19 protein-coding genes are annotated in these 23,338 nt (G+C 46.3%); 11 read left to right on the top strand and 8 right to left on the bottom strand.

The annotated features are described in order from the left end of the window. Positions 1–389 precede the first annotated feature (389 nt). The 4 genes from glyQ to ACR2PX_RS09030 all read left to right on the top strand — a co-directional run bounded on the left by glyQ (position 390) and on the right by ACR2PX_RS09030 (position 5,010). Entirely contained in the window at positions 390–1,355 is a 966-nt protein-coding gene (gene glyQ, locus ACR2PX_RS09015; RefSeq protein WP_433999027.1) for a glycine--tRNA ligase subunit alpha, read from the top strand. Further along, complete coding sequence (gene glyS / locus ACR2PX_RS09020; protein WP_433999028.1) at positions 1,355–3,454, top strand: glycine--tRNA ligase subunit beta; 2,100 nt, start codon at positions 1,355–1,357, stop codon at positions 3,452–3,454. The genes glyQ and glyS overlap by 1 nt, the downstream gene beginning before the upstream one ends. Before the next feature lie 179 nt (positions 3,455–3,633). After that, positions 3,634–4,179 carry a D-glycero-beta-D-manno-heptose 1,7-bisphosphate 7-phosphatase gene (gmhB, locus tag ACR2PX_RS09025; RefSeq protein ID WP_433999029.1) on the top strand — a complete coding sequence of 182 codons (546 nt, stop codon included), beginning with the start codon at positions 3,634–3,636 and terminating at the stop codon, positions 4,177–4,179. A 93-nt stretch (positions 4,180–4,272) separates the two neighbouring features. Then, positions 4,273–5,010, top strand: coding sequence for a lysophospholipid acyltransferase family protein (locus tag ACR2PX_RS09030; protein WP_433999030.1), 738 nt, complete (start codon positions 4,273–4,275; stop codon positions 5,008–5,010). Between the two features lie 54 nt (positions 5,011–5,064). On the opposite strand, the gene lpcA is transcribed toward ACR2PX_RS09030, so the two are convergent. Next, on the bottom strand, positions 5,065–5,643 hold the full coding sequence (lpcA, locus tag ACR2PX_RS09035; protein ID WP_433999031.1) for a D-sedoheptulose 7-phosphate isomerase: 579 nt from the start codon (positions 5,641–5,643) through the stop codon (positions 5,065–5,067). Between the two features lie 253 nt (positions 5,644–5,896). Between lpcA and ACR2PX_RS09040 the strand changes: the two genes are divergently transcribed. Continuing rightward, positions 5,897–6,397, top strand: a complete 501-nt coding sequence (locus ACR2PX_RS09040; protein WP_433999032.1) for a hypothetical protein — start codon at positions 5,897–5,899, stop codon at positions 6,395–6,397. Positions 6,398–6,460: 63 nt separating this feature from the next. Here the strand turns inward: ACR2PX_RS09040 and gyrB are convergent, their stop codons facing one another. From gyrB to dnaA, 4 genes are all read right to left on the bottom strand, one after another. Next, complete coding sequence (gene gyrB / locus ACR2PX_RS09045; RefSeq protein ID WP_433999033.1) at positions 6,461–8,875, bottom strand: DNA topoisomerase (ATP-hydrolyzing) subunit B; 2,415 nt, start codon at positions 8,873–8,875, stop codon at positions 6,461–6,463. Beyond that, positions 8,868–10,022 carry a DNA replication/repair protein RecF gene (gene recF / locus ACR2PX_RS09050; protein WP_433999034.1) on the bottom strand — a complete coding sequence of 385 codons (1,155 nt, stop codon included), beginning with the start codon at positions 10,020–10,022 and terminating at the stop codon, positions 8,868–8,870. The genes gyrB and recF overlap by 8 nt, the downstream gene beginning before the upstream one ends. A gap of 139 nt (positions 10,023–10,161) precedes the next feature. Continuing rightward, positions 10,162–11,265 carry a DNA polymerase III subunit beta gene (gene dnaN, locus ACR2PX_RS09055; protein WP_433999035.1) on the bottom strand — a complete coding sequence of 368 codons (1,104 nt, stop codon included), beginning with the start codon at positions 11,263–11,265 and terminating at the stop codon, positions 10,162–10,164. An 84-nt stretch (positions 11,266–11,349) separates the two neighbouring features. Continuing rightward, positions 11,350–12,912: a chromosomal replication initiator protein DnaA gene (gene dnaA / locus ACR2PX_RS09060; protein ID WP_433999036.1), complete on the bottom strand. Its 1,563-nt coding sequence runs from the start codon at positions 12,910–12,912 to the stop codon at positions 11,350–11,352. 841 nt (positions 12,913–13,753) lie between these two features. Here dnaA and rpmH point away from each other — a divergent pair. From rpmH to yidC, 4 genes are all read left to right on the top strand, one after another. Next, positions 13,754–13,888 (top strand): 50S ribosomal protein L34, encoded by a 135-nt coding sequence (gene rpmH, locus ACR2PX_RS09065; protein WP_034840262.1) that lies wholly within the window; start codon positions 13,754–13,756, stop codon positions 13,886–13,888. Between the two features lie 13 nt (positions 13,889–13,901). Then, the gene (gene rnpA, locus ACR2PX_RS09070; RefSeq protein ID WP_433999037.1) at positions 13,902–14,288 is read left to right on the top strand and encodes a ribonuclease P protein component; all 387 of its coding nucleotides are present in this window, start codon (positions 13,902–13,904) and stop codon (positions 14,286–14,288) included. A gap of 232 nt (positions 14,289–14,520) precedes the next feature. After that, positions 14,521–14,766: a membrane protein insertion efficiency factor YidD gene (gene yidD / locus ACR2PX_RS09075; RefSeq protein ID WP_433999052.1), complete on the top strand. Its 246-nt coding sequence runs from the start codon at positions 14,521–14,523 to the stop codon at positions 14,764–14,766. Then, positions 14,742–16,421 (top strand): membrane protein insertase YidC, encoded by a 1,680-nt coding sequence (gene yidC, locus ACR2PX_RS09080; RefSeq protein WP_433999038.1) that lies wholly within the window; start codon positions 14,742–14,744, stop codon positions 16,419–16,421. Before yidD ends, yidC begins: the two co-directional genes overlap by 25 nt. Positions 16,422–16,482: 61 nt before the next feature. Here the strand turns inward: yidC and ACR2PX_RS09085 are convergent, their stop codons facing one another. Next, positions 16,483–16,854, bottom strand: coding sequence for a hypothetical protein (locus ACR2PX_RS09085; RefSeq protein ID WP_433999039.1), 372 nt, complete (start codon positions 16,852–16,854; stop codon positions 16,483–16,485). 170 nt (positions 16,855–17,024) lie between these two features. Between ACR2PX_RS09085 and mnmE the strand changes: the two genes are divergently transcribed. Further along, on the top strand, positions 17,025–18,401 hold the full coding sequence (mnmE, locus tag ACR2PX_RS09090; protein ID WP_433999040.1) for a tRNA uridine-5-carboxymethylaminomethyl(34) synthesis GTPase MnmE: 1,377 nt from the start codon (positions 17,025–17,027) through the stop codon (positions 18,399–18,401). Positions 18,402–18,576: 175 nt separating this feature from the next. Here the strand turns inward: mnmE and ACR2PX_RS09095 are convergent, their stop codons facing one another. Further along, positions 18,577–19,938, bottom strand: coding sequence for a glutamate decarboxylase (locus ACR2PX_RS09095; protein WP_433999041.1), 1,362 nt, complete (start codon positions 19,936–19,938; stop codon positions 18,577–18,579). Positions 19,939–19,969: 31 nt separating this feature from the next. Next, positions 19,970–21,385, bottom strand: a complete 1,416-nt coding sequence (locus ACR2PX_RS09100; protein WP_433999042.1) for an amino acid permease — start codon at positions 21,383–21,385, stop codon at positions 19,970–19,972. 166 nt (positions 21,386–21,551) lie between these two features. Here ACR2PX_RS09100 and ACR2PX_RS09105 point away from each other — a divergent pair, with 166 nt between their 5' ends. Further along, positions 21,552–23,336 (top strand): SGNH/GDSL hydrolase family protein, encoded by a 1,785-nt coding sequence (locus ACR2PX_RS09105; RefSeq protein WP_433999043.1) that lies wholly within the window; start codon positions 21,552–21,554, stop codon positions 23,334–23,336. Positions 23,337–23,338: the final 2 nt, after the last annotated feature.

A 23,338-nucleotide genomic window follows, 5' to 3' on the forward strand; every position in this document is an offset into this window, starting at 1 on the left:
TTTTGAATGGTTATATTGTTTTGATTTGTAATTTAGATTCTTTCTATTGAGTTAAAGCAGAGTGAAGAAAGTTATTCACAATTACTAACACCTTATCCACAACCCCTTAAAACCCTCTGAACTCTATCAAGTAAAGATATTTCTGATATTCTGATAACTTTATGCACAACAGCCTCTTCTCCAGAGGGTTACAACAGTATCCGCCCCAAAGCCAAAACGGTATAATCCGCTGCTGTTTCTAGAAGATGCCATCGTTCTTAATGCACAGAGGGCTGTTAAATGCTCATGCTGTCAGTGGTATTGCAAGCGCCCGGACTCAAATTGTCGAAGCTATTGGCAGCCGGGATAGAGGAATAAAGCCTAATTTTGAGCCTCCATGAGGTAGTACTGTGACTTCTCAAAGCACGCCTGATATCAAGACATTCCAGGGCCTGATTTTGGCCCTTCAGCAGTTCTGGGCTCGCCAGGGCTGTGTCATTATGCAGCCGCTGGACATGGAAGTAGGTGCAGGCACCTTCCATCCAGCTACATTCCTTCGTTCCATAGGTCCGGAAAACTGGAACGCTGCATACGTACAGCCCAGTCGCCGTCCAACTGATGGCCGTTATGGAGAGAACCCAAACCGTCTTCAGCATTACTACCAGTTTCAGGTAGTAATGAAGCCGTCTCCTGACAACATTCAGGAACTTTACCTCGACTCTCTAAAAGAGCTGGGTATAGACCCTCTGGTTCATGACCTTCGCTTTGTAGAAGATAACTGGGAATCCCCAACACTGGGTGCCTGGGGTCTGGGCTGGGAAGTCTGGATGAATGGTATGGAAGTCAGTCAGTTCACCTACTTCCAGCAGGTAGGCGGTATTGAATGTTATCCGGTAACAGGCGAGATCACCTATGGTCTCGAGCGTCTGGCCATGTACATTCAGAATGTTGATAACGTGTATGACCTGGTTTGGACTGAAGGGCCACAGGGCGCCGTTTCTTATGGCGATGTTTTCCATCAGCAGGAAGTAGAGATGTCTACTTTCAACTTTGAACATGCTGATACCAAAGAATTGTTCCATCAGTTCAATTTTTACGAAGGTGAATCCAAACGCCTGGTTGAAGCCGGCCTGCCTCTGCCTGCCTATGAATATGTATTGAAAGCTTCTCATACTTTCAACTTGCTGGATGCCCGTCATGCCATCTCTGTCACAGAGCGTCAGCGCTTCATTCTAAGAGTCAGAACTCTGGCCAGAGCCGTTGCCAAAGCCTACTTTGATAAGCGCCATAATCTGGGCTTCCCGCTGGCAAGCGATGATATCCGCACAGAAGTGCTGGCCAGCCTGGAAGAAAGCAAGACACAGGAGAAGAAGTGATGAGTCAGAAAGATTTCCTGGTCGAGCTGGGTACTGAGGAACTCCCTCCAAAAGCTCTGAAAACCCTTTCCAATGCTTTCACCCAGGGTATTGTTGATCGTCTGAAGAGTGCTCAACTGTCTTTTGACAGCTTTGAAGCATTTGCAGCTCCACGTCGCCTGGCTCTGCTGATAAAAGGACTGGAAACCGCTCAACCTGATCAGCAACTTGAGCGCCGGGGCCCTGCTGTAAAAGCCGCTTACGACGCTGAAGGCAAGGCCACGAAAGCGGCCGAAGGTTTTGCCCGCTCCAATGGTGTTTCAGTGGATCAACTGGAAACACTGGAAACCGATAAAGGCGCCTGGCTGGTATACCGTGCCGTTCAGCAGGGTTCCGAGACATCTCAACTGCTGCCTGAAATGATCAGCCAGTCTCTGAATGAGCTGCCTATTCCCAAACGTATGCGCTGGGGAGCTAGCCGTACAGAATTTGTTCGCCCCGTCCATTGGCTTGTCATGCTGATGGGAGAAGAAGTGGTTGATTGCGAAATTCTGGGGCTGAAATCAGGTAACCAAACCAGAGGCCATCGCTTCCATGCTAATCAGTCTCTGACCGTTAACCAACCTGCAGATTATCAGAGTCTTCTGAAAGAGCAGGGTAAGGTTATGGCTCTTTTTGAAGAGCGACGCAGCCTCATCAAAAAACAGGTGACAGAAGTAGCTACCGGATTGGGTGGCGAAGCCGTTATTGATGAAGACCTGTTGGATGAAGTCACTGCTCTGAACGAATGGCCAGTAGCCTTATCCGGCCGTTTTGATGACGAATTTCTGGAAGTACCTGCCGAAGCTCTGATCTCATCCATGAAAGAGCATCAGAAATATTTCCATGTGGTTTCAAAGGAAGGAAAGCTTCTTCCCCATTTTATAACCATTTCCAATATTGAGAGCTTGCAGTCTGAACAAGTGGTATCCGGTAATGAACGGGTAATAAGGCCTCGTCTCGCAGATGCCAAGTTTTTCTTTGATACGGACAAAAAAACCACCCTTGAAGCACGCAGGGAAACCCTGAAGCCCATTGTCTTCCAGGCTCAATTGGGATCGCTGTTTGATAAAACGGATCGCATTGCAAAACTGGCCGGTTTCATCGCACACCAGGAAGGTGGACAAGAACAGCTGGCTGTCCGTGCTGGTGAACTTTGTAAATCAGACCTGACCTCTGAAATGGTTCTGGAATTCCCGGAACTGCAGGGCATCATGGGCCAGTACTACGGAGCAAACGATAATGAGCCTGAAGACGTCTGCCTAGCTCTGAATGAACAATACATGCCACGTTTTGCCGGCGATGAACTCCCTTCAAACCTGACAGGGTGTGCAGTAGCGATAGCCGATAAGATCGATACCATTACCGGTATCTTTGGTATCAACCAGCCTCCATCAGGCAACAAGGATCCCTTTGCTCTGCGAAGAGCTACCTTGGGTGTACTGCGAATTATTGTTGAGAAGAAACTGGATCTGGATCTGCGTGATCTCATAAACCAATCCATTGGAGGTTATAAATCACAGGGGGTTGATCTTCCAGCCGAAGAGCCCTCAGCCAATCAGAAAGCGCTCACTGAAACCATTCTGGAGTTCATGCTGGAGCGCTTCCGCTCCTGGTACCAGGATGAACAGATTCCTGTCGAGGTCTTCCTGTCTGTTAAGGCACTAAAACCTTCTCGTCCGTTCGATTTTGATCAGCGCGTCAAGGCGGTGCACAGCTTTAGCCAAATGGCTGAAGCCGAAACCCTGTCTGCAGCCAACAAGCGTGTTTCTAACATTCTGGCTAAAGCCGGAGATCTGGTTATTCCTGATTCCGTTGATCCCGCACTGATGACAGAAGCCGCAGAGAAAGCTCTGGCTTCAGCTCTGGCAGACAGCAAAGAGAAAGTAGCGCCCATTCTGGAACAAAGACAGTACTCTGTAGCCATGGAAAGCCTGACGCCACTGAAAGACTCTGTTGACCGCTTTTTTGATGAAGTCTTGGTAAACGCTGAAGATATGCAGGTTCGTTTGAACCGCTACGCGCTTCTGAAACAATTACGCAGCCTGTTCCTGCACGTTGCAGACATTTCATTACTGTAGATTGCGCACAGGGCTGTCTTTGTTACAGAAATCCTGAGCAAAGCTTGATACAGTGAGTGCGGCTTTTATGCCGCACTTTTTTATCTGTCAGAAAAGTAATTTGCTTCTCCTTCTTTATTAGATTCGAGCAGAAAAATACTTTTCCAGTACTTTAGATACGAAACCTGCTTTCTGAGATTATGAGCAAACTGATCATTCTTGACCGCGACGGAGTCATCAATGAAGACTCCGATAATTACATTCGTACGGTAGATGAATGGATTCCTCTGCCTGGCAGTATTGAGGCTATAGCCAAACTCAGCAGAGCAGGTTATAGGATTGCTATCGCAACGAACCAGTCTGGTCTTGCAAGGGGCTACTTTAGTGAAGAAACCCTTGATGCGATGCATCAGAAAATGCGGGATCTGGTGACCGCTGAAGGTGGAAAAATAGACTGTATCAAGTACTGCCCTCATGGCCCTGACGATCAATGCCGCTGTAGAAAGCCTCTGCCAGGTATGATTGAACAGATCGAAGAAACTCTGAACATCCCTGCAGCATCTGCCTGGGTAGTTGGAGATTCTCTGAGAGATCTTCAAGCAGGACAAGCCATGGAATGTAAGATAGCACTGGTGAAAACAGGGAAAGGCATCAGAACCCTGGATAAAGGTGTAGGTATTGAGGGTATCCCTGTATTTGAAGACCTCTCAACATTTACTAACTTTATTCTCGACAAACAGTTTTAGTTACCCGAAACAGGTAGAAGCAACTGTAATACCCACTGATCAACCCTCTCAGCGATCAGTTGGGTATCCAAAGATAAACAAGATAGGTTATAAATGTCACTCGTCGTACAATCCATAAGAACAGCGTTATTTTATTTTCTGCTGGCTACATTTACTGTTCTCTGGTCCACTGTACTGGTTTTTGTTGTTCCCTTTGTTCCCATGAATACACGCCATAAAGTATTGGTAAAATACTGGGCGGTTATTGCCGTGGGGCTGGCAAGATTTATCTGTGGTATTCGCTATGAGATTCATGGCAAGGAAAATATACCGGATACACCTTGTGTAATAATCAGTAATCACCAGAGCACCTGGGAAACCTTTTTCCTTCAAACACTCTTCAGTCCCCAGGCTCAGGTCATCAAAAAAGAGCTGTTGATGATCCCGTTCTTTGGCTGGGCATTCAGACTCATCAAGCCCATCGCAATTAATCGAGATGATCCCAGAGCAGCATTAAACGATGTAGTAGAGCAGGGCACGATGGCTCTGCATGAAAAAAGGTGGGTATTAATTTTCCCGGAAGGGACTCGTAACCCCAATGGTAAGCTGGGTAAGTTCTCAAGAGGTGGTGTGAATCTGGCTCGCAAGGCTGAGGCTAATGTACTGCCCATTGCTCATAATGCAGCGGTTTGCTGGCCGATGGGCAGCTTTCTGAAAAAGCCCGGTACGATCCAGCTTCATATAGGACCCGCTGTAGACTCCAAAGACAGAACTGCACTGGATATCAATAACGAAATCCGGGGCTGGATTTCAAACGCTTTGGACGAGATGAACAGTTCAGGGCAGGCTTAATATAACCTATCATTCATCACCTTCAGAAAGGTGATGAATGACTTTTCAAGATCATCAAGCAGCCATATGCTTCTCAATCAGTTGGATCATGATATGAATGGCTTTGATGTGAATTTCCTGAATCCGATCTGCATAACCAAAGTGTGGGACCCGGATCTCTACATCGGCCAGACCGTCCATTTTTCCGCCATCTTTACCTGTCAGCAGAATCACTTTCATCCCTTTCTTTCTAGCAGCTTCTATCGCTTTCAAAATGTTGCCTGAGTTACCACTGGTACTAAGACCGAACAGTACGTCTCCCTCAAAGCCAACACCTTCCAGATAGCGCGAGAACACATACTCATAGCCATAATCATTGGAAACACAGGAAAGGTGACTGACATCAGAGATAGCAATAGCGGGGTAGGCTGGACGGTTATCACGATAACGACCCGTCAGCTCTTCAGCAAAGTGCATGGCATCGCAATGAGAGCCACCATTACCACAGGAAATAACCTTTCCACCCTGCTTAAATGATTCAGCCAGAAGGCTCGCAGCCCTATCTATGGCATCAATACAGGTTTCATCATTAAGAAAGCGCTCCAGAACCTGCTGGGCTTCTTCGAGTTCTGCTCGAATTACTGAATGGTACATGGCTATCAACTGTCAAATCTGAAGCCTCAAGTATACTGCATGACGGCATACCGCCATAGATACCATCCCGCGTAATGCTAAATGATTAAAACTTCGCTTTCAGGTTATAACGAATTTGCTGATTTTTTTTATGCTTTTATAAGAGCAAGAACTATACTGAACGCTATCATCACTTCACCCTTTCAATAACCCGTCCCTCTCCGAGAGCTTAGCTCTCACTCTTCATTCAATCCCAACCCTCAGGTTCAACATCATGTTTTTACGAAGCTCTCTTTCCACCATACTTTCCAGCTTTATTCTTGCTCTTGGATCTCTTACCGCTTTCTCTGTAGAAGCAGGAGAAGTCTTTAAATGGGTCGAGAATGCCTACACCCATGGCAGTGAATATAAGGCAGTAATTAATGCCAATAAGTGTCAGTTAGAGAAACGTAGTGACCAGCCTTCATCCGATAATGAAGACGACTGGACTTACTCATTCAGTCTCAAAGGAGCCTCTGCAACCAAGCTCTTCAGTCGCTCTAACCAAGCTATCAAAGCCAGTTACATCCTGATGCTCAATGACTATATGGTTCCTGACGACATCAGAAAACCTATTAAGCTCTATGTCAGAAATGTTTCTATCACAGAAGATGAAAGTGGCCAGGATACAATTACAGTGGAAGTCAGGGACGGGGACAGCTGGCAAGGTACTTACAAATGTTCTGCTGATGCTTTAACAGTGCACCATACATTCTCTTGCCCTAAAGAGGAATAGTGAGATAAGCTCAGAGCCGCTCATATCTGGCGGCTCTGAGTTTAGTAAGAGCTCAACAGAGGATTAGACGTCGAGGTTGGCTACATTCAATGCATTAGATTCAATAAAGTCTCTGCGTGGTTCAACCTGATCCCCCATTAAGGTGTTGAAGATCTGATCAGCACCAATAGCATCCTCAATGGTAACCTTCAGCATTCTTCGCACATCAGGATCCATTGTTGTTTCCCAAAGCTGCTCAGGGTTCATCTCGCCCAGACCCTTATAGCGCTGAATGTTATGGCGCTTGGTTGATTCGGTCATGAGCCATTCAAGACCTTCTTCAAAGGTTGTTACTGCTTTCTTACGTTCACCCTTCTGGATAAATGCAGACTCTTCCAGCAAACCCTGCAACTTGGAACCAAGGCGTTTTATAGAGCCATAGTCACCAGAACCAAAGAAGTCGACATTCCATGTGTAGTCGGTAGGTACTCCGTGAGAAATGATAGTGACCTTAGGTATCCATACCTGATGTTCACGATCTTCGAACAGTTCAAAACTCATACTACGGCCCGCTAACTTCAAGTCCTGAATACGGGCATTCAGAACATCCAGCCACGCCTGCATTTTTGTTTGATCTTTAAGATCTTCTTCAGCGACCCCATCCATATAAATCATCTCTCTCATGATTTCGGACGGGTAAACACGAGACAATCGCTCGATAGTAGCAATGACCTTTCTGTACTCTTTTACCAAAGATTCCAAAGATTCATCACCGATACCTGGTGCATTCTCATTGACGTGAAGAGTGGCGCTTTCCAGAGCCGACTGGGTCAAATACTCATCCAGTGCAATATCGTCTTTCAGATATTGTTCCTGCTTGCCTTTTTTCACTTTATAAAGCGGTGGCTGGGCAATGTAGATGTAGCCGTTTTCGATCAGCTCAGGCATCTGACGGAAGAAGAACGTCAGGAGAAGGGTTCGGATATGAGAGCCATCGACATCCGCATCAGTCATGATAATGATGTTGTGATAGCGCAGCTTCTCAATATTGAATTCAGTACGACCAATCCCACAACCCATAGCGGTGATCAGAGTTCCTACTTCCTGAGAGGAAAGCATCTTGTCAAAGCGAGCTTTCTCAACATTCAGAATCTTACCTTTCAGTGGCAGAATAGCCTGGGTTTTCCGGTTTCGGCCTTGCTTGGCAGAACCACCCGCAGAGTCACCCTCCACTATATACAGTTCAGATAGGGCTGGATCTTTTTCCTGACAATCAGCCAGTTTACCTGGGAGACCGGCAATATCCAGAGCACCTTTTCTCCGGGTCATCTCACGAGCTTTACGGGCAGCTTCACGCGCTCTTGCTGCATCCAGCATCTTATTGACCACAGCCCGTGCTTCCTGAGGATTTTCCATCAGATAATCAGCAAGGTAACTACTCATCTCCTGCTCAACAGCCGTCTTTACTTCAGAAGAAACCAGCTTGTCTTTGGTCTGGGATGAGAATTTAGGGTCAGGGACTTTAACCGAAATAATTGCAGTCAGACCTTCACGCGCGTCATCACCGGAAGTGGAAACCTTCTGGTTCTTGGCAAAACCTTCCCGCTCAATGTAGTTGTTCAGATTTCGGGTGAGAGCGGCTCTGAATCCTGCCAGGTGAGTTCCGCCATCGCGCTGGGGAATGTTATTGGTAAAGCAGTAAATGTTTTCCTGAAAGCCATCATTCCACTGCATGGCCACTTCAACACCAATACCGTCTTCTCTAACTTTGGTGAAGTGAAAGACCTTGTTAATATTAGTTTTATTGGTATTCAGGTATTCAACAAATGCACTTAGGCCACCATCATAGCGGAATTCGTCTTCTTTACCGGTGCGCTCATCAAAGAGACGAATAAACACGCCAGAGTTCAAAAAGGAGAGCTCTCTGAGTCTTTTTGCCAGAATGTCATAGCTGAACTGAATATTGGAGAATGTATCCTCTGATGGCACGAAATGGACCTCTGTACCGCTCCTCTCAGTTTCGCCGATAACTTTCATGGGTTCCTGGGGAACACCGTGAGAATAGATCTGCTGGTGAACCTGACCATTCCTGCGAATCGTCAGTTTAAGCTCTTTGGACAGAGCATTAACCACGGAGACACCTACACCGTGCAGACCACCTGAGACCTTGTAAGTGTTGTCATCGAACTTACCGCCTGCATGCAGTACGGTCATGATAACTTCAGCGGCAGAGACGCCTTCTTCTTCGTGAATATCTACAGGAATACCCCGTCCATTATCACGAACGGTTATAGACTCATCGGGATGAATAATGACAGCTATTTCATCACAAAAGTCAGCCAGAGCCTCATCGATCGAGTTATCTACAACCTCAAACACCATGTGGTGAAGACCTGTACCGTCATCCGTATCGCCTATGTACATCCCTGGGCGCTTACGAACTGCATCCAGGCCTTTCAGCACTTTAATATTGGACGCATCGTAATTTTGTTCACTCATACTCTTTCTCCAGCGATTCAGTCTGGCGAATCTCACGCCCAGATTCCAAGTTCACAGATCCCTGTTTCACGTGAAACACTTTAAGATCAATTTCAGGCTCCCAGCAATCCACCAGTGCACCCGGCTCAACACAGGTAATAAATACCTGACTTTGCATATTCTGCAATATTCTGCACATAGCTCTTCTGTGGGGTGCATCCAACTCTGAAGGCAGGTCATCCACAAGAAAAACACACTGGCTATTATTAGCTTCTGAAAAGAGATAACCTTGCGCCAGCTTTAATGCACAAACTACTAACTTTAGTTGACCACGAGACAAAATATCGACGGCATTACTTCCTTCAAGCCGAACTCTGATATCTGCACGTTGTGGTCCTGATTGTGTGTATCCTGTCTGAAGATCTCGAACTGCATTTTCTTTTAGCACTTCAGCCAGAGACCGCTCTTTATCCCAACCTCTGTAATAGCTGATCTTGATATCAGCAAGAGAGGTTAGTTGGCTCAGAACATTCTGAAAAACGGGTGTCAGTTGTTCAAAATACTGTTGCCTGAGTTGATCTACGGCCTCAGCGGCTCTAACCAGCTCCACATCCCAGACTGATAATTGGGATGACAAAGACGAACCCGTTATTTTACCATGCCGAAGCAAACTGTTCCGCTGTTTAAGTGCTTTTTGAGTTCGCTTCCAAAGTGGTAAGAATTCATTGTGTTTCACGTGAAACACTCCCCAATCCAGAAACTGTCTTCTTTGCTTGGGAGACCCTTCCAAAAGCTTGAACGTATCCGGATTAATAATCTGCAAAGGCAAGAGCCTGGCAAGCTCGGAAGTGGACTTAAGACTTTCTCCTGCCACCCGGATTTGAAAGTTTTCTTCTTCTATATCCCGGGAAACACCCACGGGTATCAGGCGATCGTTATTAGACTGGATTTGTGCAAAGACCGTACATTTTCCCTGCTTATGCCGAATCACCGGTTTGAGTCTGGCACTTCGGAAAGATCTTGCCAAACCCAGCAGATGTATAGACTCAAGAATACTGGTTTTTCCACTGCCATTAAGACCGTAGAGAATATTGATATCCGCAGAAGGGGAGAAAGTAGCGGAAGCCAGGTTCCTGACATCCTTGATCATCAGCTTGTGAATGGTCATTTGCCTATACAACTCTCAGGAATGACGCTCTTCACTACAGCTCTTAATGAGGAGGGAGACTTCAGCAATAAAAGAGCCTTCTGCGCTGAGAAGGCCCTGAATAATAGAGAAACATTCAATGATGGTAAAAAAACCTTCATTAAAGTCTCATAGGCATAACAACATAAGTGGAATCACTGGTGTCAGATTCTTCCAGCAAAGCACTGCTATTTGTGTCTGAAAGAGTAATCTTGACGGATTCTCCAGAAATTACAGACAGAACATCCAGCAGATAGCTCACATTAAAACCAATCTCCATGGTTTCACCATGGTAAGCCAGATTGATTTCTTCTTCTGCTTCTTCCTGCTCCGGGTTGTTAGCCATAACCTTCAGCATGCCATCAGAGAGTATTAGACGAATACCACGGTACTTTTCATTAGAGAGAATGGAAGCACGCTGGAACGCCTGACGAAGCTCCTGACGATCACCAATAATGATCTTATCGCCACCACGGGGAACAACACGGTCATAGTCAGGAAACTTACCGTCCACCAATTTAGAGGTGAACATGAAATCGCCCGTTTTAGCCCTGATGTGATTGGCTCCAAGAGAGATATGAACCATCTCGTCGCCTTCAATCAAAAGACGAGCCATTTCAAGAATACCCTTACGAGGAACGATCACCTGGTGTCGATCCTGCTGGTTAATATCAGCATCTACAGTACACATAGCCAGACGATGACCGTCGGTAGCCACTGAGCGTAAAGTATTCTGACTGACTTCAATCAACATGCCATTAAGGTAGTAGCGGACATCCTGCTGCGCCATAGCAAAGCCACTGCGATCAATGAGTCGACGCAGACGAGTCTGACCAATAGTGAAGGTCATAGAACCCGCTTCTTCTTCAATGCTAGGGAACTCATTGGCGGGTAATGTCGACAGAGTAAAGCGGGAACGACCTGCTTTCAGTTTGACCCTCTGTTCATCCTGAGAAAACTCAATCAGTGAGTTTTCTGGCAAAGATTTACAGATATCCATCAGCTTCCGGGCAGGAACAGTAATTTCTCCTCCCTCAGAAACCGCATCCAGGGTCACTTTACCGACCAGCTCCACCTCCAGGTCTGTTCCTGTCAAAGAGAGCTGATCACCGTCCACCACCATCAGGACGTTGGACAATACAGGTAGTGTCTGTCTGCGCTCAACAACGCCTGCCACCAGTTGCAGTGGCTTGAGCAATGCTTCCCGATTAATGGTAAATTTCATCGCTTTCCTTTCTCTTGGCTACCTGGAAGGAAGTCCCTGCGACTTTCTTCCTGAATTCATAAATGTCTGCCAACTGAGTCTCGATCAGCTGGTCAGGGATCTCAAAAGATTTTTGTAGTCGTCACGGATTTCACCATCTTCACCCACCAGCTCTTTCACTTTACGGCAGGCATGAAGCACAGTGGTATGATCACGGCCACCATAAGCATCACCTATTTCAGGCAAACTGTGGCTGGTCAGTTCTTTGGAAAGAGCCATGGCTATCTGCCTGGGCCTAGCCACAGAACGACTACGACGCTTGGAAAGAATATCCGCAACCTTGATCTTGTAGTACTCTGCCACTGTTCTTTGAATATTATCAATACTGACCTGTTTATCTTGCAAGGCCAGTAGATCCTTCAAAGATTCCCGGATCAGATCAATATCAATCTTGCGACCCATAAAGTGAGCACTGGCGATGACTCTTTTCAGAGCCCCCTCAAGCTCACGAACATTGGATCGAATACGCTGAGCAATAAAGAAAGCGGCTTCATGGGGTAAATCCACTTTTTGTTGCTCTGCCTTCTTCATTAAGATAGCCACCCGGGTTTCAAGCTCAGGAGGCTCCACAGCTACCGTAAGACCCCAGCCAAAGCGGGATTTTAATCGCTCTTCAACCCCATTGATTTCCTTAGGGTAACGGTCGCAGGTCAAAATCATTTGCTGACCTCCCTCAAGCAGAGCATTGAAGGTATGGAAGAATTCTTCCTGGGATCGTTCTTTACCGGCGAAGAACTGGATATCATCAATCAGCAAAGCATCTACAGATCGATAATAACGTTTGAAATCATTGATAGCGTTTAATTGCAGTGCTTTAACCATATCTGCAACAAAGCGTTCAGAATGTAAATACACGACTCTGGCATTGCGATTTTGACGAACCAGAGAATTACCAACAGCATGCATAAGGTGAGTTTTACCTAAACCAACACCGCCGTATAAAAAAAGCGGATTGTAAGCAGCGCCCGGGTTTTCAGCTACTTGTCGAGCAGCAGCAAGTGCCAGCTGGTTAGATTTACCTTCTACAAAAGTATCAAAGGTGAAGTGAGCATTGAGAGAACTGTTGTGCTTTATTGATCCTTCGACTTCTATCTGTCGGCCAGATGAAGGCTTTTCCTTTTCAACAGGTAGACGGCTAACTGCGTCCTCTTTTACTTTAAGAGGATTCACTTTCTTCTGAAGAACTGGCGTCTCAATTATATCAGCAGGTGTATGCTGGCTGGAAGATGGCCCTGGAGCTTCACTCAGGCTCGAAACCAGCTCCCGAGTCACTACCTTCTTTTCTTCTACGGCCGACTGTGATGCCTCTGTATGCACAGGTTTGCTTACAGGTGCAGATACCCTTCGACTAAGGGACTGGGGACGACGATTCGAAACAGCCAAAGCAACTGCCGGGGACTGCCCGTCAGTCAGTTCATCAAGAATCTCTTCTACACGGGGCAAAAACTTCTCTTTCACCCAGTCTGCAACAAAACGATTAGGAGCCAGCAAGCAAAGATCGTGCTCATCACCCATCACTTTCAACGGGCGAATCCAGGTGTTGAACTGCTGTGAGGACAGTTCATCTTGAAGCAAGTCCACACACTTTTGCCAGAGCTCTAGAGGCACAGGCGGCTCTCCTGAAAATGGGTGAAATGGAAGTCAGTCAGCCTGCTGGTCGACTTCACTAAAGGCAGGAAACAGAACCTGTCCAGGAATACGTACTCTTCCACAGCGGATACTGCAGAAACGAGGGAAGAATAAGCAAAAAACAGCTTCAATTGTATCCTTTCAGGGAAAAGTTATCCACACCTTAAATTTCTCAAAGGTAAGTACATTAAAGTCAAATAAACCATATATTTCAGCATGTTATGAACAAAAAGAGCTAAAACAGGAAGCAAAATCCTTTGAAAAAATAATGTGGAAAAGGCTGTGTTGAGGAGGGGTAATGAAGGCTGGGTGAGCTGTGCATAAGTAGACTGCATTTTCGTACTGTGTATAAGGTGCCAAGTTATACACAAACTGTCAGCAAGAAGAGAACAGCATAATCGCTCTTTTTCTACACGATCACACACAAGGACAAGCCCAGAGCACAACAGGGCTGATAGGACTTATCCACAGAAAAAGGGCTGCTTAATATTTATTACATAAACAAAACAACATTACTCAAGTACATATGTACTATATATATTTCGTATTCATGGGTTACTCAGAATAAGTATTCGTGATTTGATTCTTGATTTAAATTTCTCTCGGACAGGATTTTTTCTATAAAGATATAGGGAAGTAATTACCCTTATAAAAATGCTTTTTTTTACTAGCCTTTTTGAATATCTGCCGAGAGTTACCAGAGCCCTAAGGATTAGACCTTTAGCCCCAGTGGCAAACTCTTGACAAATGCAAATTGACGCTAATCCCTCAATTACTTAGAATGCCCGTCTTTTTGTAAATTGATAAAACGAGAAACGTCATGAAAAGAACATTTCAGCCAAGCAATCTGAAGCGTAAACGTAGCCATGGATTCCGTGCTCGCATGGCAACTAAGAACGGTCGTGCGGTTATTAACCGTCGTCGTGCCAAAGGTCGTAAGCGTCTGGCCGCCTGATTTGGATTGACAGGTGGGCTTCGCTTTTGGTCGCGATCTGCGACTTTGCTCAGCAGCTGATTTTAAGCAGGTTTTCGACCATACGGATATCAAGGTCAGCAGTCGCAATTTGCTGATACTGGCTTGTAAGAATGATCTGGATCAACCCCGGCTGGGGTTGGTGATAGCCAAGAAAAATATCCGTAAAGCCACCGACCGTAATCGAGTCAAGCGGCATATCCGGGAAACTTTTCGCCTCCATCAGGAGGAACTGGGAAACCTGGATATTGTTGTTCTGGCCAGAAGAGGTCTGGGTGAGCTAGATAGCTGCGATATCAATAAACTGCTCGCTAACCAATGGTTTAAACTGGCCAGACGTCGGAATGAGCGGAAGGTTTCCGAAATGGAAGCCACAGCCTGAAGCAGGCACTCTATGGAGCTGCGTGACAGAGGAGGTAGAGACTACCTCCAGTCACTCTTCAGAAGAGCCAGTCATACTGTCTCACACAAATCAGCCGACGTGTTTCCTGTCGAATCGGCACAGACAGAGTAAAGCTGACATGACCAAACCTGTGATGAACTTTCTCATGCTTTTGCCCAGACGCACTGCCATGGGGTTGATCAAGGTATACCGTTATTGCTTGAGCCCGATTATGGCCAGGCATTGTCGCTTTTACCCAAGCTGTTCCAGCTATGCTCAGGAAGCTCTCGAACATCATGGTTTTCTGAAAGGCAGTTTTCTGACCTTGAAACGACTGCTGCGTTGCCATCCCTGGCATCCAGGAGGTTTTGATCCGGTGCCCGCTCCCTCAGACAGGCAAAACCGGTCATCAGACGATCATATTCATCACCAAGACTCTTTGGCTCGGACATCATGGATCTGCAAAGAACACTCTTGATAGGTGCTATAGCCGTTGTTGGTGTACTGACACTTCAGCAATGGAATGAAGACTACAATCAGACCCGGCCGGCCAGCGATGCTGTAGTGGCTAATGTCTCCACTTCTCAAAGTGGTTCTGATTTACCCACGATTACGTCATCATCTTCCTCTCCAGAAATTCTGGATGCCAAGGTTCAGTCATCTGCTCAACTGATCAGCGTTAAAACAGATACCCTGGACGTTCAGATTGACCCGGCCGGTGGTGACATTATTGGGCTCAGCCTGCCCAAATATCCTGCCTGGCTGCCTGAAGAAGGCGAAAAAGCCACTCCTTTCCAGCTTCTGGTTAACAGACCCGATTGCACACCTGGCGATGTTACCTGTGTCTACACCGCACAAAGTGGTCTGATTTCTACTGATGGTCCTACAAACGACCAGAATCAGAGACCACTCTACAGCTCAGAACAAACCAGCTATACATTACCCACCGGGCAGGATCAGCTGACCGTTAAGCTGACACGATCTACGGGTGATGTGCAGGTAACGAAAAGTTATACCTTTGAGCGTGGCACCTATGAGGTCGAAATGGCCTATGAGATTGCCAACAACAGTGACAAGGTATGGCGTGATACCTTCTACGCTCAGCTGAAGCGTGATGGTTCTGAAGATCCAAGCTCTGTGAACTCCAGTGCCCCCATGAATACCTATCTGGGTGCCGCTGTTCGTTCTGTTGACGAACCTTACAAAAAGCTGTCTTTTGACGATTTCCAGAAAGAGGCTTTCAAGGAAAGAGTTGATGGTGGCTACGCTGCAATTCTTCAGCACTATTTTGTTAGCGCCTGGGTGCCAAGTCAGAATCAGCCTCATACTTACTACACGCAAGTGTCACGTAACAATGAGTACTACATGGTGGGATTCTATAACGATCCTATCGTGGCCAATCCTGGTGAGAAGGTTTCCACGGGCGCCACACTGTACTCTGGTCCTAAAGAGCAGACAGCACTCAAGAATCTGGCCGATGGCCTGCAGCTGACCATGGATTTCGGTATTCTGTGGTTCCTGGCTCAGCCGTTGTTCATTCTGCTGCAGTTTATTCACTCTCTGGTGGGTAACTGGGGTTGGTCGATCATTCTGCTGACTGTTTGTGTGAAAGCTGTCTTCTATCCTCTGAACCAGGCTAGCTTCCGCTCTATGGCTAAGATGCGCAAGCTGGGGCCGAAGATGCAGGAGCTGAAAGAGAAGTACGGTGACGACCGTCAGAAGATGTCTCAGTCCATGATGGAGATGTACAAGAAGGAGAAGGTTAACCCTATGGGTGGCTGCCTGCCGATTCTTGTACAGATGCCAGTATTCATTGCTCTGTACTGGGTATTGCAGGAATCTGTTGATCTGCGACAGGCTCCATGGCTGGGCTGGATTCAGGATCTGTCTCAGATGGACCCTTACTTCATCCTGCCTTTGATCATGGGCGCTTCCATGTTTATTCAGCAGATGCTGAATCCGACTCCACCTGATCCTATACAGGCCAAGGTGATGAAGCTGATGCCACTCATCTTTACGGTATTCTTCCTGTGGTTCCCCGCAGGTCTGGTTCTGTACTGGGTGACCAACAACACATTGTCGATCATTCAGCAGTACTTCATTACCAAGAAGATCGAGAACGAAGGCTCCTGAGCCTGACATCTCTCAATAAAAAACGGACCGTAAAGGTCCGTTTTTTATTGCTGGGTATTCATCACACAGAGGTTGCAGGGCTGTCACTGTTCATCAGAACCTTCATTACTGGCTTCAAGGCCATGTCCAGGCAGTATTCACCAAACCCTCGAGAACGAACGACATCTCCATCGGAAGTCTTAAGGTTGTAATGAGTCTTTCCTTTGATCACCGAAGTGCCTCTTTCACCTACGGTTTTCAGAGTAGGTGTGCTGACCTTGTCATGAGAGCCATCACGGATAGCTCTATTTACTGTGCTTTCGAGCAGCTTTCCTGTTGTATACTTTCTAACCAGTCGTCCAAAGCTACAAATACCTTTAGCAATGTTTCCTGGCAAGGCTGCGATGCTTGATCCGACGCTAGCAAGGCTCGGCATACTGATATTCAAGCTCATAGATAAGTCCCCCCGTTAATTGTCTTGAGTTGAAGACTTTATCTTTCTATTCTAAAACCTTGACTGACCAATCTGTTGGCAGTACTGACGTCCCATGTTCTTGACGGCCATGGCGCCAGCATCCTCCTTGGATTAGACTACGCCTCAATTTTCTATCTCCGACCTGGCTTATGTCCGATCTCAGTAATCTCCATAAAGACACTATTGCAGCTCAAGCTACCGCTCCCGGTAGAGGTGGGGTGGGTATCATCAGAGTTTCCGGTCCTGAGGCTTTGCGAGTAGCCAGAGATGTTCTGAAAATGGAACCCCGACCTCGATACGCTCATTACGGCCCTTTCTATGATGAGCAGGACGAGGTATTGGATGAAGGCCTGGCACTCTTCTTCCCTAATCCAAACTCATTTACTGGAGAGGATGTTATAGAGTTCCAGGGGCATGGTGGACCGGTCATTCTGGACATGTTGCTGAAGAGAATTAATGCTCTGGGGATCAGACTGGCCAGCCCGGGAGAGTTTTCCGAAAGGGCTTTTCTTAATGACAAAATGGATCTGGCACAGGCTGAGGCCATAGCGGATCTGATTGACAGTACTTCAGAGCAGGCAGCCAGGTCGGCTCTGAGATCATTACAGGGCGCTTTCTCGAGAAGAGTGAATGAGCTGGTAGAGTGTCTGATCGAACTGAGAATTTATGTCGAAGCGGCCATAGATTTCCCGGAAGAAGAGATTGATTTCCTGGCCGATGGAAAAGTGGCAGGGGATCTCAAAACCATTATCAGTCACCTCTCACAGGTTATGAAAGAAGCGGGTCAGGGTGCGATTCAGCGTGAGGGAATGACCGTTGTGATCGCCGGTCGTCCCAACGCAGGTAAATCCAGTCTGTTGAATGCTCTGTCAGGACGGGAATCAGCCATCGTAACGGATATAGCCGGCACCACCCGTGATGTACTCAGAGAGCATATCAATATTGATGGAATGCCCTTGCATGTTATCGATACTGCCGGTCTGCGTGAGACTGAAGATAAAGTCGAGCAGATTGGAGTAGAAAGAGCCTTCAAGGAAATTGAGGATGCGGACCGGGTTCTCTTGATGGTGGATGGATCAACCACCGACGCAAAAGATCCTCATGATATCTGGCCTGAGTTTGTTGATCGTCTGCCATCCAGAGAAAAGCTGACGGTCATTCGTAACAAGATTGATCTCACAGGCGAACAAGCGGGCGTAGAGGACGTTTCAGGCGTTCCCCTGATCATGGCGTGTGCAATGAGAGAACATGGCCTGGACGCGCTTAGAGAGCACCTGAAGACCTGTATGGGTTATGAAGGCGCTATGGAAGGTGGCTTCTCGGCTCGTCGAAGGCATCTTGATGCATTACGCAGAGCGGAAGAGTTTCTGGATAATGGTCAGAAGCAGCTTGAATATAGGGGAGCAGGAGAGCTTCTGGCTGAAGACCTTCGTCATGCTCAAAAAGCATTAGGCGAGATCACCGGCGAGTTTTCCAGCGATGATTTACTGGGCCGTATTTTCTCTTCTTTCTGCATTGGTAAGTAACTAAACTGGGGCAGTTTAAAAAAGTGGGTTTTTGAAACTCCTGGGGCTGACGCAGTAATCATTCGAATTAGAAAATTTAAGGTATGTACCCATTACTTGAGTGCACCCTGAGCAGATATACCAAACTAGTACATGGTTTTCTTACAGGGTACGCTTTGGATCAAAATTTATCAGGTCAGTGAGAAAACATGGATTGAACGACTGTTTCTTCTCCCTGGAACCGGGAGATAGAGCGATTAATATCTTCCACCAGAGAGTCAGCCATATCCCTTGAAAATCCTTCCCTAACCACTATGCGCAGGATAGATATATCCTGAATATTGGCTGGCATTGTATAAGCCGGAACCTGCCAGCCAAAGCGACGCAATGCGTCAGACAGTTCATAGGCATCAAATCCTACATTATCCTTGACTCTAAAAGAAATAACAGGAATGGTTGCACCATTGTTGATGATGGCAAAGTGACCAGTCGACTCAAGTTGCTTCGCAAGATTTATGGCAGTTTGTTGCAGGCTTTCCATGATCCGCTTATAACCATTAAACCCAAGGCGTATAAAGTTATAGTATTGTGCGAGCACCTGATTTCCTGGGCGGGAGAAGTTTAATGTAAACGTTGGCATATCGCCGCCAAGGTAGTTCACATGAAAAATCAGGTCTTCTGGTAACTCGTCATAATCACGCCAGAGAACCCATCCGACACCAGGATAAACCAAGCCATATTTATGCCCTGAAACGTTAATGGACTTTACCTGGGGTAACTGGAAATCCCACTTTAAATCAGGGTGCAGAAAAGGTGCCACAAAGCCACCACTGGCCGCATCAATATGTAGAGGAATTTCCCAACCGGATGATTCATTGTGCTTTACTAGTGCATCATGAATCGCCTCTATTGGCTCATATTCTCCTGTAAAGGTTGTTCCAAGAATTGCGACAACGCCAATCGTATTTTCATCAACCTGGGCAAGGACTCCTTCAGGATCAATAACGTAACGGTCTTTGGTCATGGTCACATAACGAGGTTCTACATCCCAGTAACGGCAGAACTTTTCCCAGACAACCTGAACATTGCTACCTAAAACCAGGTTAGGATTATCCTGAGGTAACCCTCTTGATTTCATCTTTTCTCGCCACTTCCACTTGAATGCCAGTCCTGCCAGCATGACTGCTTCACTAGAGCCCAATGTTGATGTTCCCGCTCCGGACTGAGGTGCGTGATACAAATGGGAGAGTATATTTACGCATCGTTCTTCAATCTTTGCCGTTTGGGGATATTCATCCTTGTCAATCATGTTTTTATCAAAGTTTTCCCCCATGAGTGCTTCTGCTTCAGGCTCCATCCATGTTGTCACGAACGTTGCCAAATTAAGACGGGAATTACCATCAAGCATCAATTCATCATGAATAAGACGATAAGCTGTTGTAGGGGAGATTTCCTCTTCAGGCATTTGAAACTTTGGGATAGATTCCGACATAGCTCTAGAGCTATACGACGGTGATACATTGCTACCGTGTTTGGTGCTTTTTCTGACTAAAACCATGGGTTCCTACTTATTTGTTCGCAGATTTGTATTATTGACCTGATTTTACTAAAAGCCATTCAGGCTTGCGAAGCCTGAGAATAATAATTGCTCCGCCAAGAGAAGCCAGACAGGTCAGTAGAATCAAAACTTCAAAGCCAAAAAAGCCTAGCGGATCAGGTGTTGGGGGAATAAAACCAATAATAAGACAGGCTGTGGCACAGAGTGCCCCGATACTGCTGATTATCCACATACCCAGATTCCCTCCAGGAATTTTATAGGCTCTGGGTACTTCTGGATGGGTATACCGTAAACGTATCGCTGCCGAAAACATCATGATGTACATGATCGCATAGAGGATGATAGCAATAGACGTTAGTAACAAGAACACACTATTAACGTCGTTCACCAAAAGAAATAGTAAGCCAATCATAGATATACTGAGAGCCTGTGCAATCAACAGTCGTACAGGCACGTCATAATTATTGGTCTTTTGGAAATAAGGAGGCAGGTTACCGCATACGCCAGCAGCCCAAAGCCCCTTGACAGGTCCTACAACCCAGGTACTGACTTGCCCTGCGGCCCCCATGGCAATCAGAAATGCGATCAAGGAAATCCACTCTCCAGCATGAAACTGATCAAGAAGTATGAAGAATGCCTGGGTTGCGCCATTAACCGGATTGATCTGTTCAGCTGGAATCAGCACGCCGACGGCCAGCCCACCAAGCAGGGTGAGGATAAACCCGAGGATTGCCGCAGTAAATAGCGCCAGGGGAAAGTTACGCTGAGGGTCTTTCACTTCCACCGCATGATTGGCAGATACCTCTATACCCACAAAGCCAAATACAAAGCTCAAGAAAAACAGCAAGCCTGTCGTATCAGTGAGAGATGGAATTATGTTGTCTCGTGTCAGGCTCAGGTCGATGTGAATAGTCTGACCCGACACAATATAAAACCCTGCTCCAAGAATAAGCAGGATTGTTGGCAATAGAACACCGGCAAGTAAGGCAACGCTGGAAATTAGACCGGAAAGGTGAGTTCCTTTAAAGTTAATCAGAGTAGCAAACCAGTAAACACCAATGATAACGCAAGTAATGAAATAAGGATTAGAGCCAAGGTCGGGAGCAAACACATAAGCAAGGGAACCTCCCACGTAGGCTAGTATGCTGGTGATACCAAAGACGCTTTGAATCCACTGCAGCCAGGCTGCCAGAAAACCCGCAGATGAACCAAATGCTGCGTCTATCCACTGATATACACCTCGTTCAGGCCATCCGGTCGCCAGTTCTGCGGAAACAAGCGCTACGGGAATGAGGAATGCAAATACGGTTATCGCATTAAAAATCACCATATGTAACCCGGTTTCCGCCATGGCTGGCATATTTCTTAGGGTCATGAACAGAGCTGCAGTTATAAATATCAGTGGCAGAACAGTAATTGTCCCACCTTTATTGTCAGAGTTTTTCATTATCAAAAGTTAAAGCTTGGATTGTAATGGAATTTGTTTGTTTGCAATGATCAGTAAAAATCAAATGATAAACAAGTTTAGGCTGAAGTTTCTTTAAATACGACAATTTATTGGTATTTTACGGAAGCTGTGCTAAACCTGTTTTAGTGCCACACAGGGTTGCCAGATGTTTATTCATTCACGTCTATTCCTGATTCTTCCATTCATTATTTTGCCACTTTTTGCCTCCGCCATTGATAAGATTGATATCAGTCCGCCTCAAACATTTGAGCCTGAAGTCTGGCACCCTAAAGTGGTTGTCTTATTCAGCGACAGTTTAAGTGACAGTCACGGTGACAGTTTTCTAAACCCCGACAGAGCCTATTCGACTTATAACCTGCTCAGAACGCTCAACGGGGAGATGGTGACAAACAAGGAAGGTGATGAAGTTCGCCCCATGGATCTCAGTGGGATCATCGGTAGAAGAGCCAGTATTAATAATCTTCAGATTAATCTGGAACTGATGAGCAGAGAGATTTATAGAGAGAGTCAGGAAGAAGGGCCGCTTGGGCGGTTTTTCAAAGAAATTCAAGCTCACCTGTTGGAAGGTTTAGGGGATCTGCTGACGAAAATTGTCGTTTTAATTGATAAGGCTGAAGGCAAGCTCGATAAAATCATGTTGAGTACCCTGGAACAGGTTTCTGGAAAACTCGATTCCTGGATGAGAAAGGTTAAGAGAGATGGCACGACCTGGACCGTACTGAAATCACTCAAGCATCAAACAAACTTTCTGATAGATCTGGTGGAGGATGATCTGGAGGATTTAATGCTGGATTTCTCAGAAGATCAGTTGCTGGAGATCACCGGTCAACTGAAAGATATGATTCCTCTGGTCCCCGATCCTGAGTACTACATAACCGGTAAATGGACTGCCGGAGTTGAGCTGGACAGGGTATGGGCTGAGTATGTCATTCGCATGATGTCTACTGATGAGCAGAAGGTAGAGCTGGATAATCGTGCAATGGCTGGCAGTTGGACGCTTTGCGCTGCTGCGAAAATGGTCAATATAGATGTCCTGAAGAAAACAGCTGCCGGACTCTTCAATGGTTTTGTGATGTTGTTTCAGGGCAGTCTGATTCCTCCCTGTGAAGGTCTGATTGTTCAATCTTATCTGAACCAACAAAGAGAATTGTTCAGAAAACGAGAGAAGAGAAAAGCAACACTAAAGGATGATCTGATTCCTGATAATACTCTGGTCGTATTTTTTAATGGTGCCAATGACTTCCTGAATATGTGGGCAGACCCTGATGATGTCGCCCAGGAACACATTAACGATATCTTCAACATTCTCTCGTCTGGAGCGCGGAGAGTCGTTGTGGTTCTCTTGCCCGATATTGGTAAAACACCGAGATTCATAGGGACCGAAGAAGGTCTTAAAGTGAGCGGCCTGATAGAAAAATACAATGACAGTATGGAGCAAAGGTTACAGCTGCTGAGGGAGCGCTTTAATGGTGAAGGGGGTTATCAGGTCACTACCATTCATGGCGATCATATTTTCGATGTTTTACTGGCTCAGGATCGCTGGGATACCGTAAACCCTTTACTGGATGTAGAAGTGCCGGGTGTGGATAAAGAGGACGTCAGAAAAGAAGCTAAGGCAACCCAAAACTTTGTCACTCAAGAACTGGTTGAAAATCGAGCTTTTGATGATAACTGGAAGTTGAAAGGGCGCTCCAAAGCAGAAGCCACCTCCATAAAGGTTGTGGATAAAAAAGTGGCCTTCTTTGCTGACAGTGTTCACCCCAGTGCAGAAGCTCACTATGCCATTGCCAAGATGGCTTGCGAAATGATGTCTGAGAAAGGACTTTACTGTAATCCGGCCAATTACCCGCTAAGCAAAGCTCGTGAAGACAGCAAAGATCATGACCCAACGCTGGGAGCATCGATCAAACCAGAGAGGGATGAACTCTGAAG

The sequence above is a fragment of the Endozoicomonas sp. genome (genome assembly GCF_051008435.1).
Classification (GTDB): Bacteria; Pseudomonadota; Gammaproteobacteria; order Pseudomonadales; family Endozoicomonadaceae; genus Endozoicomonas_A.

What these genes read in the sequence shown, in the direction of transcription:
- ACR2PX_RS09100 (WP_433999042.1), bottom strand. Translation starts at nt 21,385, where the DNA reads ATGAAAAACTCTGACAATAAAGGTGGGACAATTACTGTTCTGCCACTG.
- ACR2PX_RS09095 (WP_433999041.1), bottom strand. Translation starts at nt 19,938, where the DNA reads ATGGTTTTAGTCAGAAAAAGCACCAAACACGGTAGCAATGTATCACCG.
- lpcA (WP_433999031.1), bottom strand. Translation starts at nt 5,643, where the DNA reads ATGTACCATTCAGTAATTCGAGCAGAACTCGAAGAAGCCCAGCAGGTT.
- dnaN (WP_433999035.1), bottom strand. Translation starts at nt 11,265, where the DNA reads ATGAAATTTACCATTAATCGGGAAGCATTGCTCAAGCCACTGCAACTG.
- rpmH (WP_034840262.1), top strand. Translation starts at nt 13,754, where the DNA reads ATGAAAAGAACATTTCAGCCAAGCAATCTGAAGCGTAAACGTAGCCAT.
- ACR2PX_RS09085 (WP_433999039.1), bottom strand. Translation starts at nt 16,854, where the DNA reads ATGAGCTTGAATATCAGTATGCCGAGCCTTGCTAGCGTCGGATCAAGC.
- yidD (WP_433999052.1), top strand. Translation starts at nt 14,521, where the DNA reads ATGGCCAGGCATTGTCGCTTTTACCCAAGCTGTTCCAGCTATGCTCAG.
- glyS (WP_433999028.1), top strand. Translation starts at nt 1,355, where the DNA reads ATGAGTCAGAAAGATTTCCTGGTCGAGCTGGGTACTGAGGAACTCCCT.
- ACR2PX_RS09040 (WP_433999032.1), top strand. Translation starts at nt 5,897, where the DNA reads ATGTTTTTACGAAGCTCTCTTTCCACCATACTTTCCAGCTTTATTCTT.
- recF (WP_433999034.1), bottom strand. Translation starts at nt 10,022, where the DNA reads ATGACCATTCACAAGCTGATGATCAAGGATGTCAGGAACCTGGCTTCC.
- mnmE (WP_433999040.1), top strand. Translation starts at nt 17,025, where the DNA reads ATGTCCGATCTCAGTAATCTCCATAAAGACACTATTGCAGCTCAAGCT.
- gyrB (WP_433999033.1), bottom strand. Translation starts at nt 8,875, where the DNA reads ATGAGTGAACAAAATTACGATGCGTCCAATATTAAAGTGCTGAAAGGC.
- ACR2PX_RS09030 (WP_433999030.1), top strand. Translation starts at nt 4,273, where the DNA reads ATGTCACTCGTCGTACAATCCATAAGAACAGCGTTATTTTATTTTCTG.
- yidC (WP_433999038.1), top strand. Translation starts at nt 14,742, where the DNA reads ATGGATCTGCAAAGAACACTCTTGATAGGTGCTATAGCCGTTGTTGGT.
- ACR2PX_RS09105 (WP_433999043.1), top strand. Translation starts at nt 21,552, where the DNA reads ATGTTTATTCATTCACGTCTATTCCTGATTCTTCCATTCATTATTTTG.
- gmhB (WP_433999029.1), top strand. Translation starts at nt 3,634, where the DNA reads ATGAGCAAACTGATCATTCTTGACCGCGACGGAGTCATCAATGAAGAC.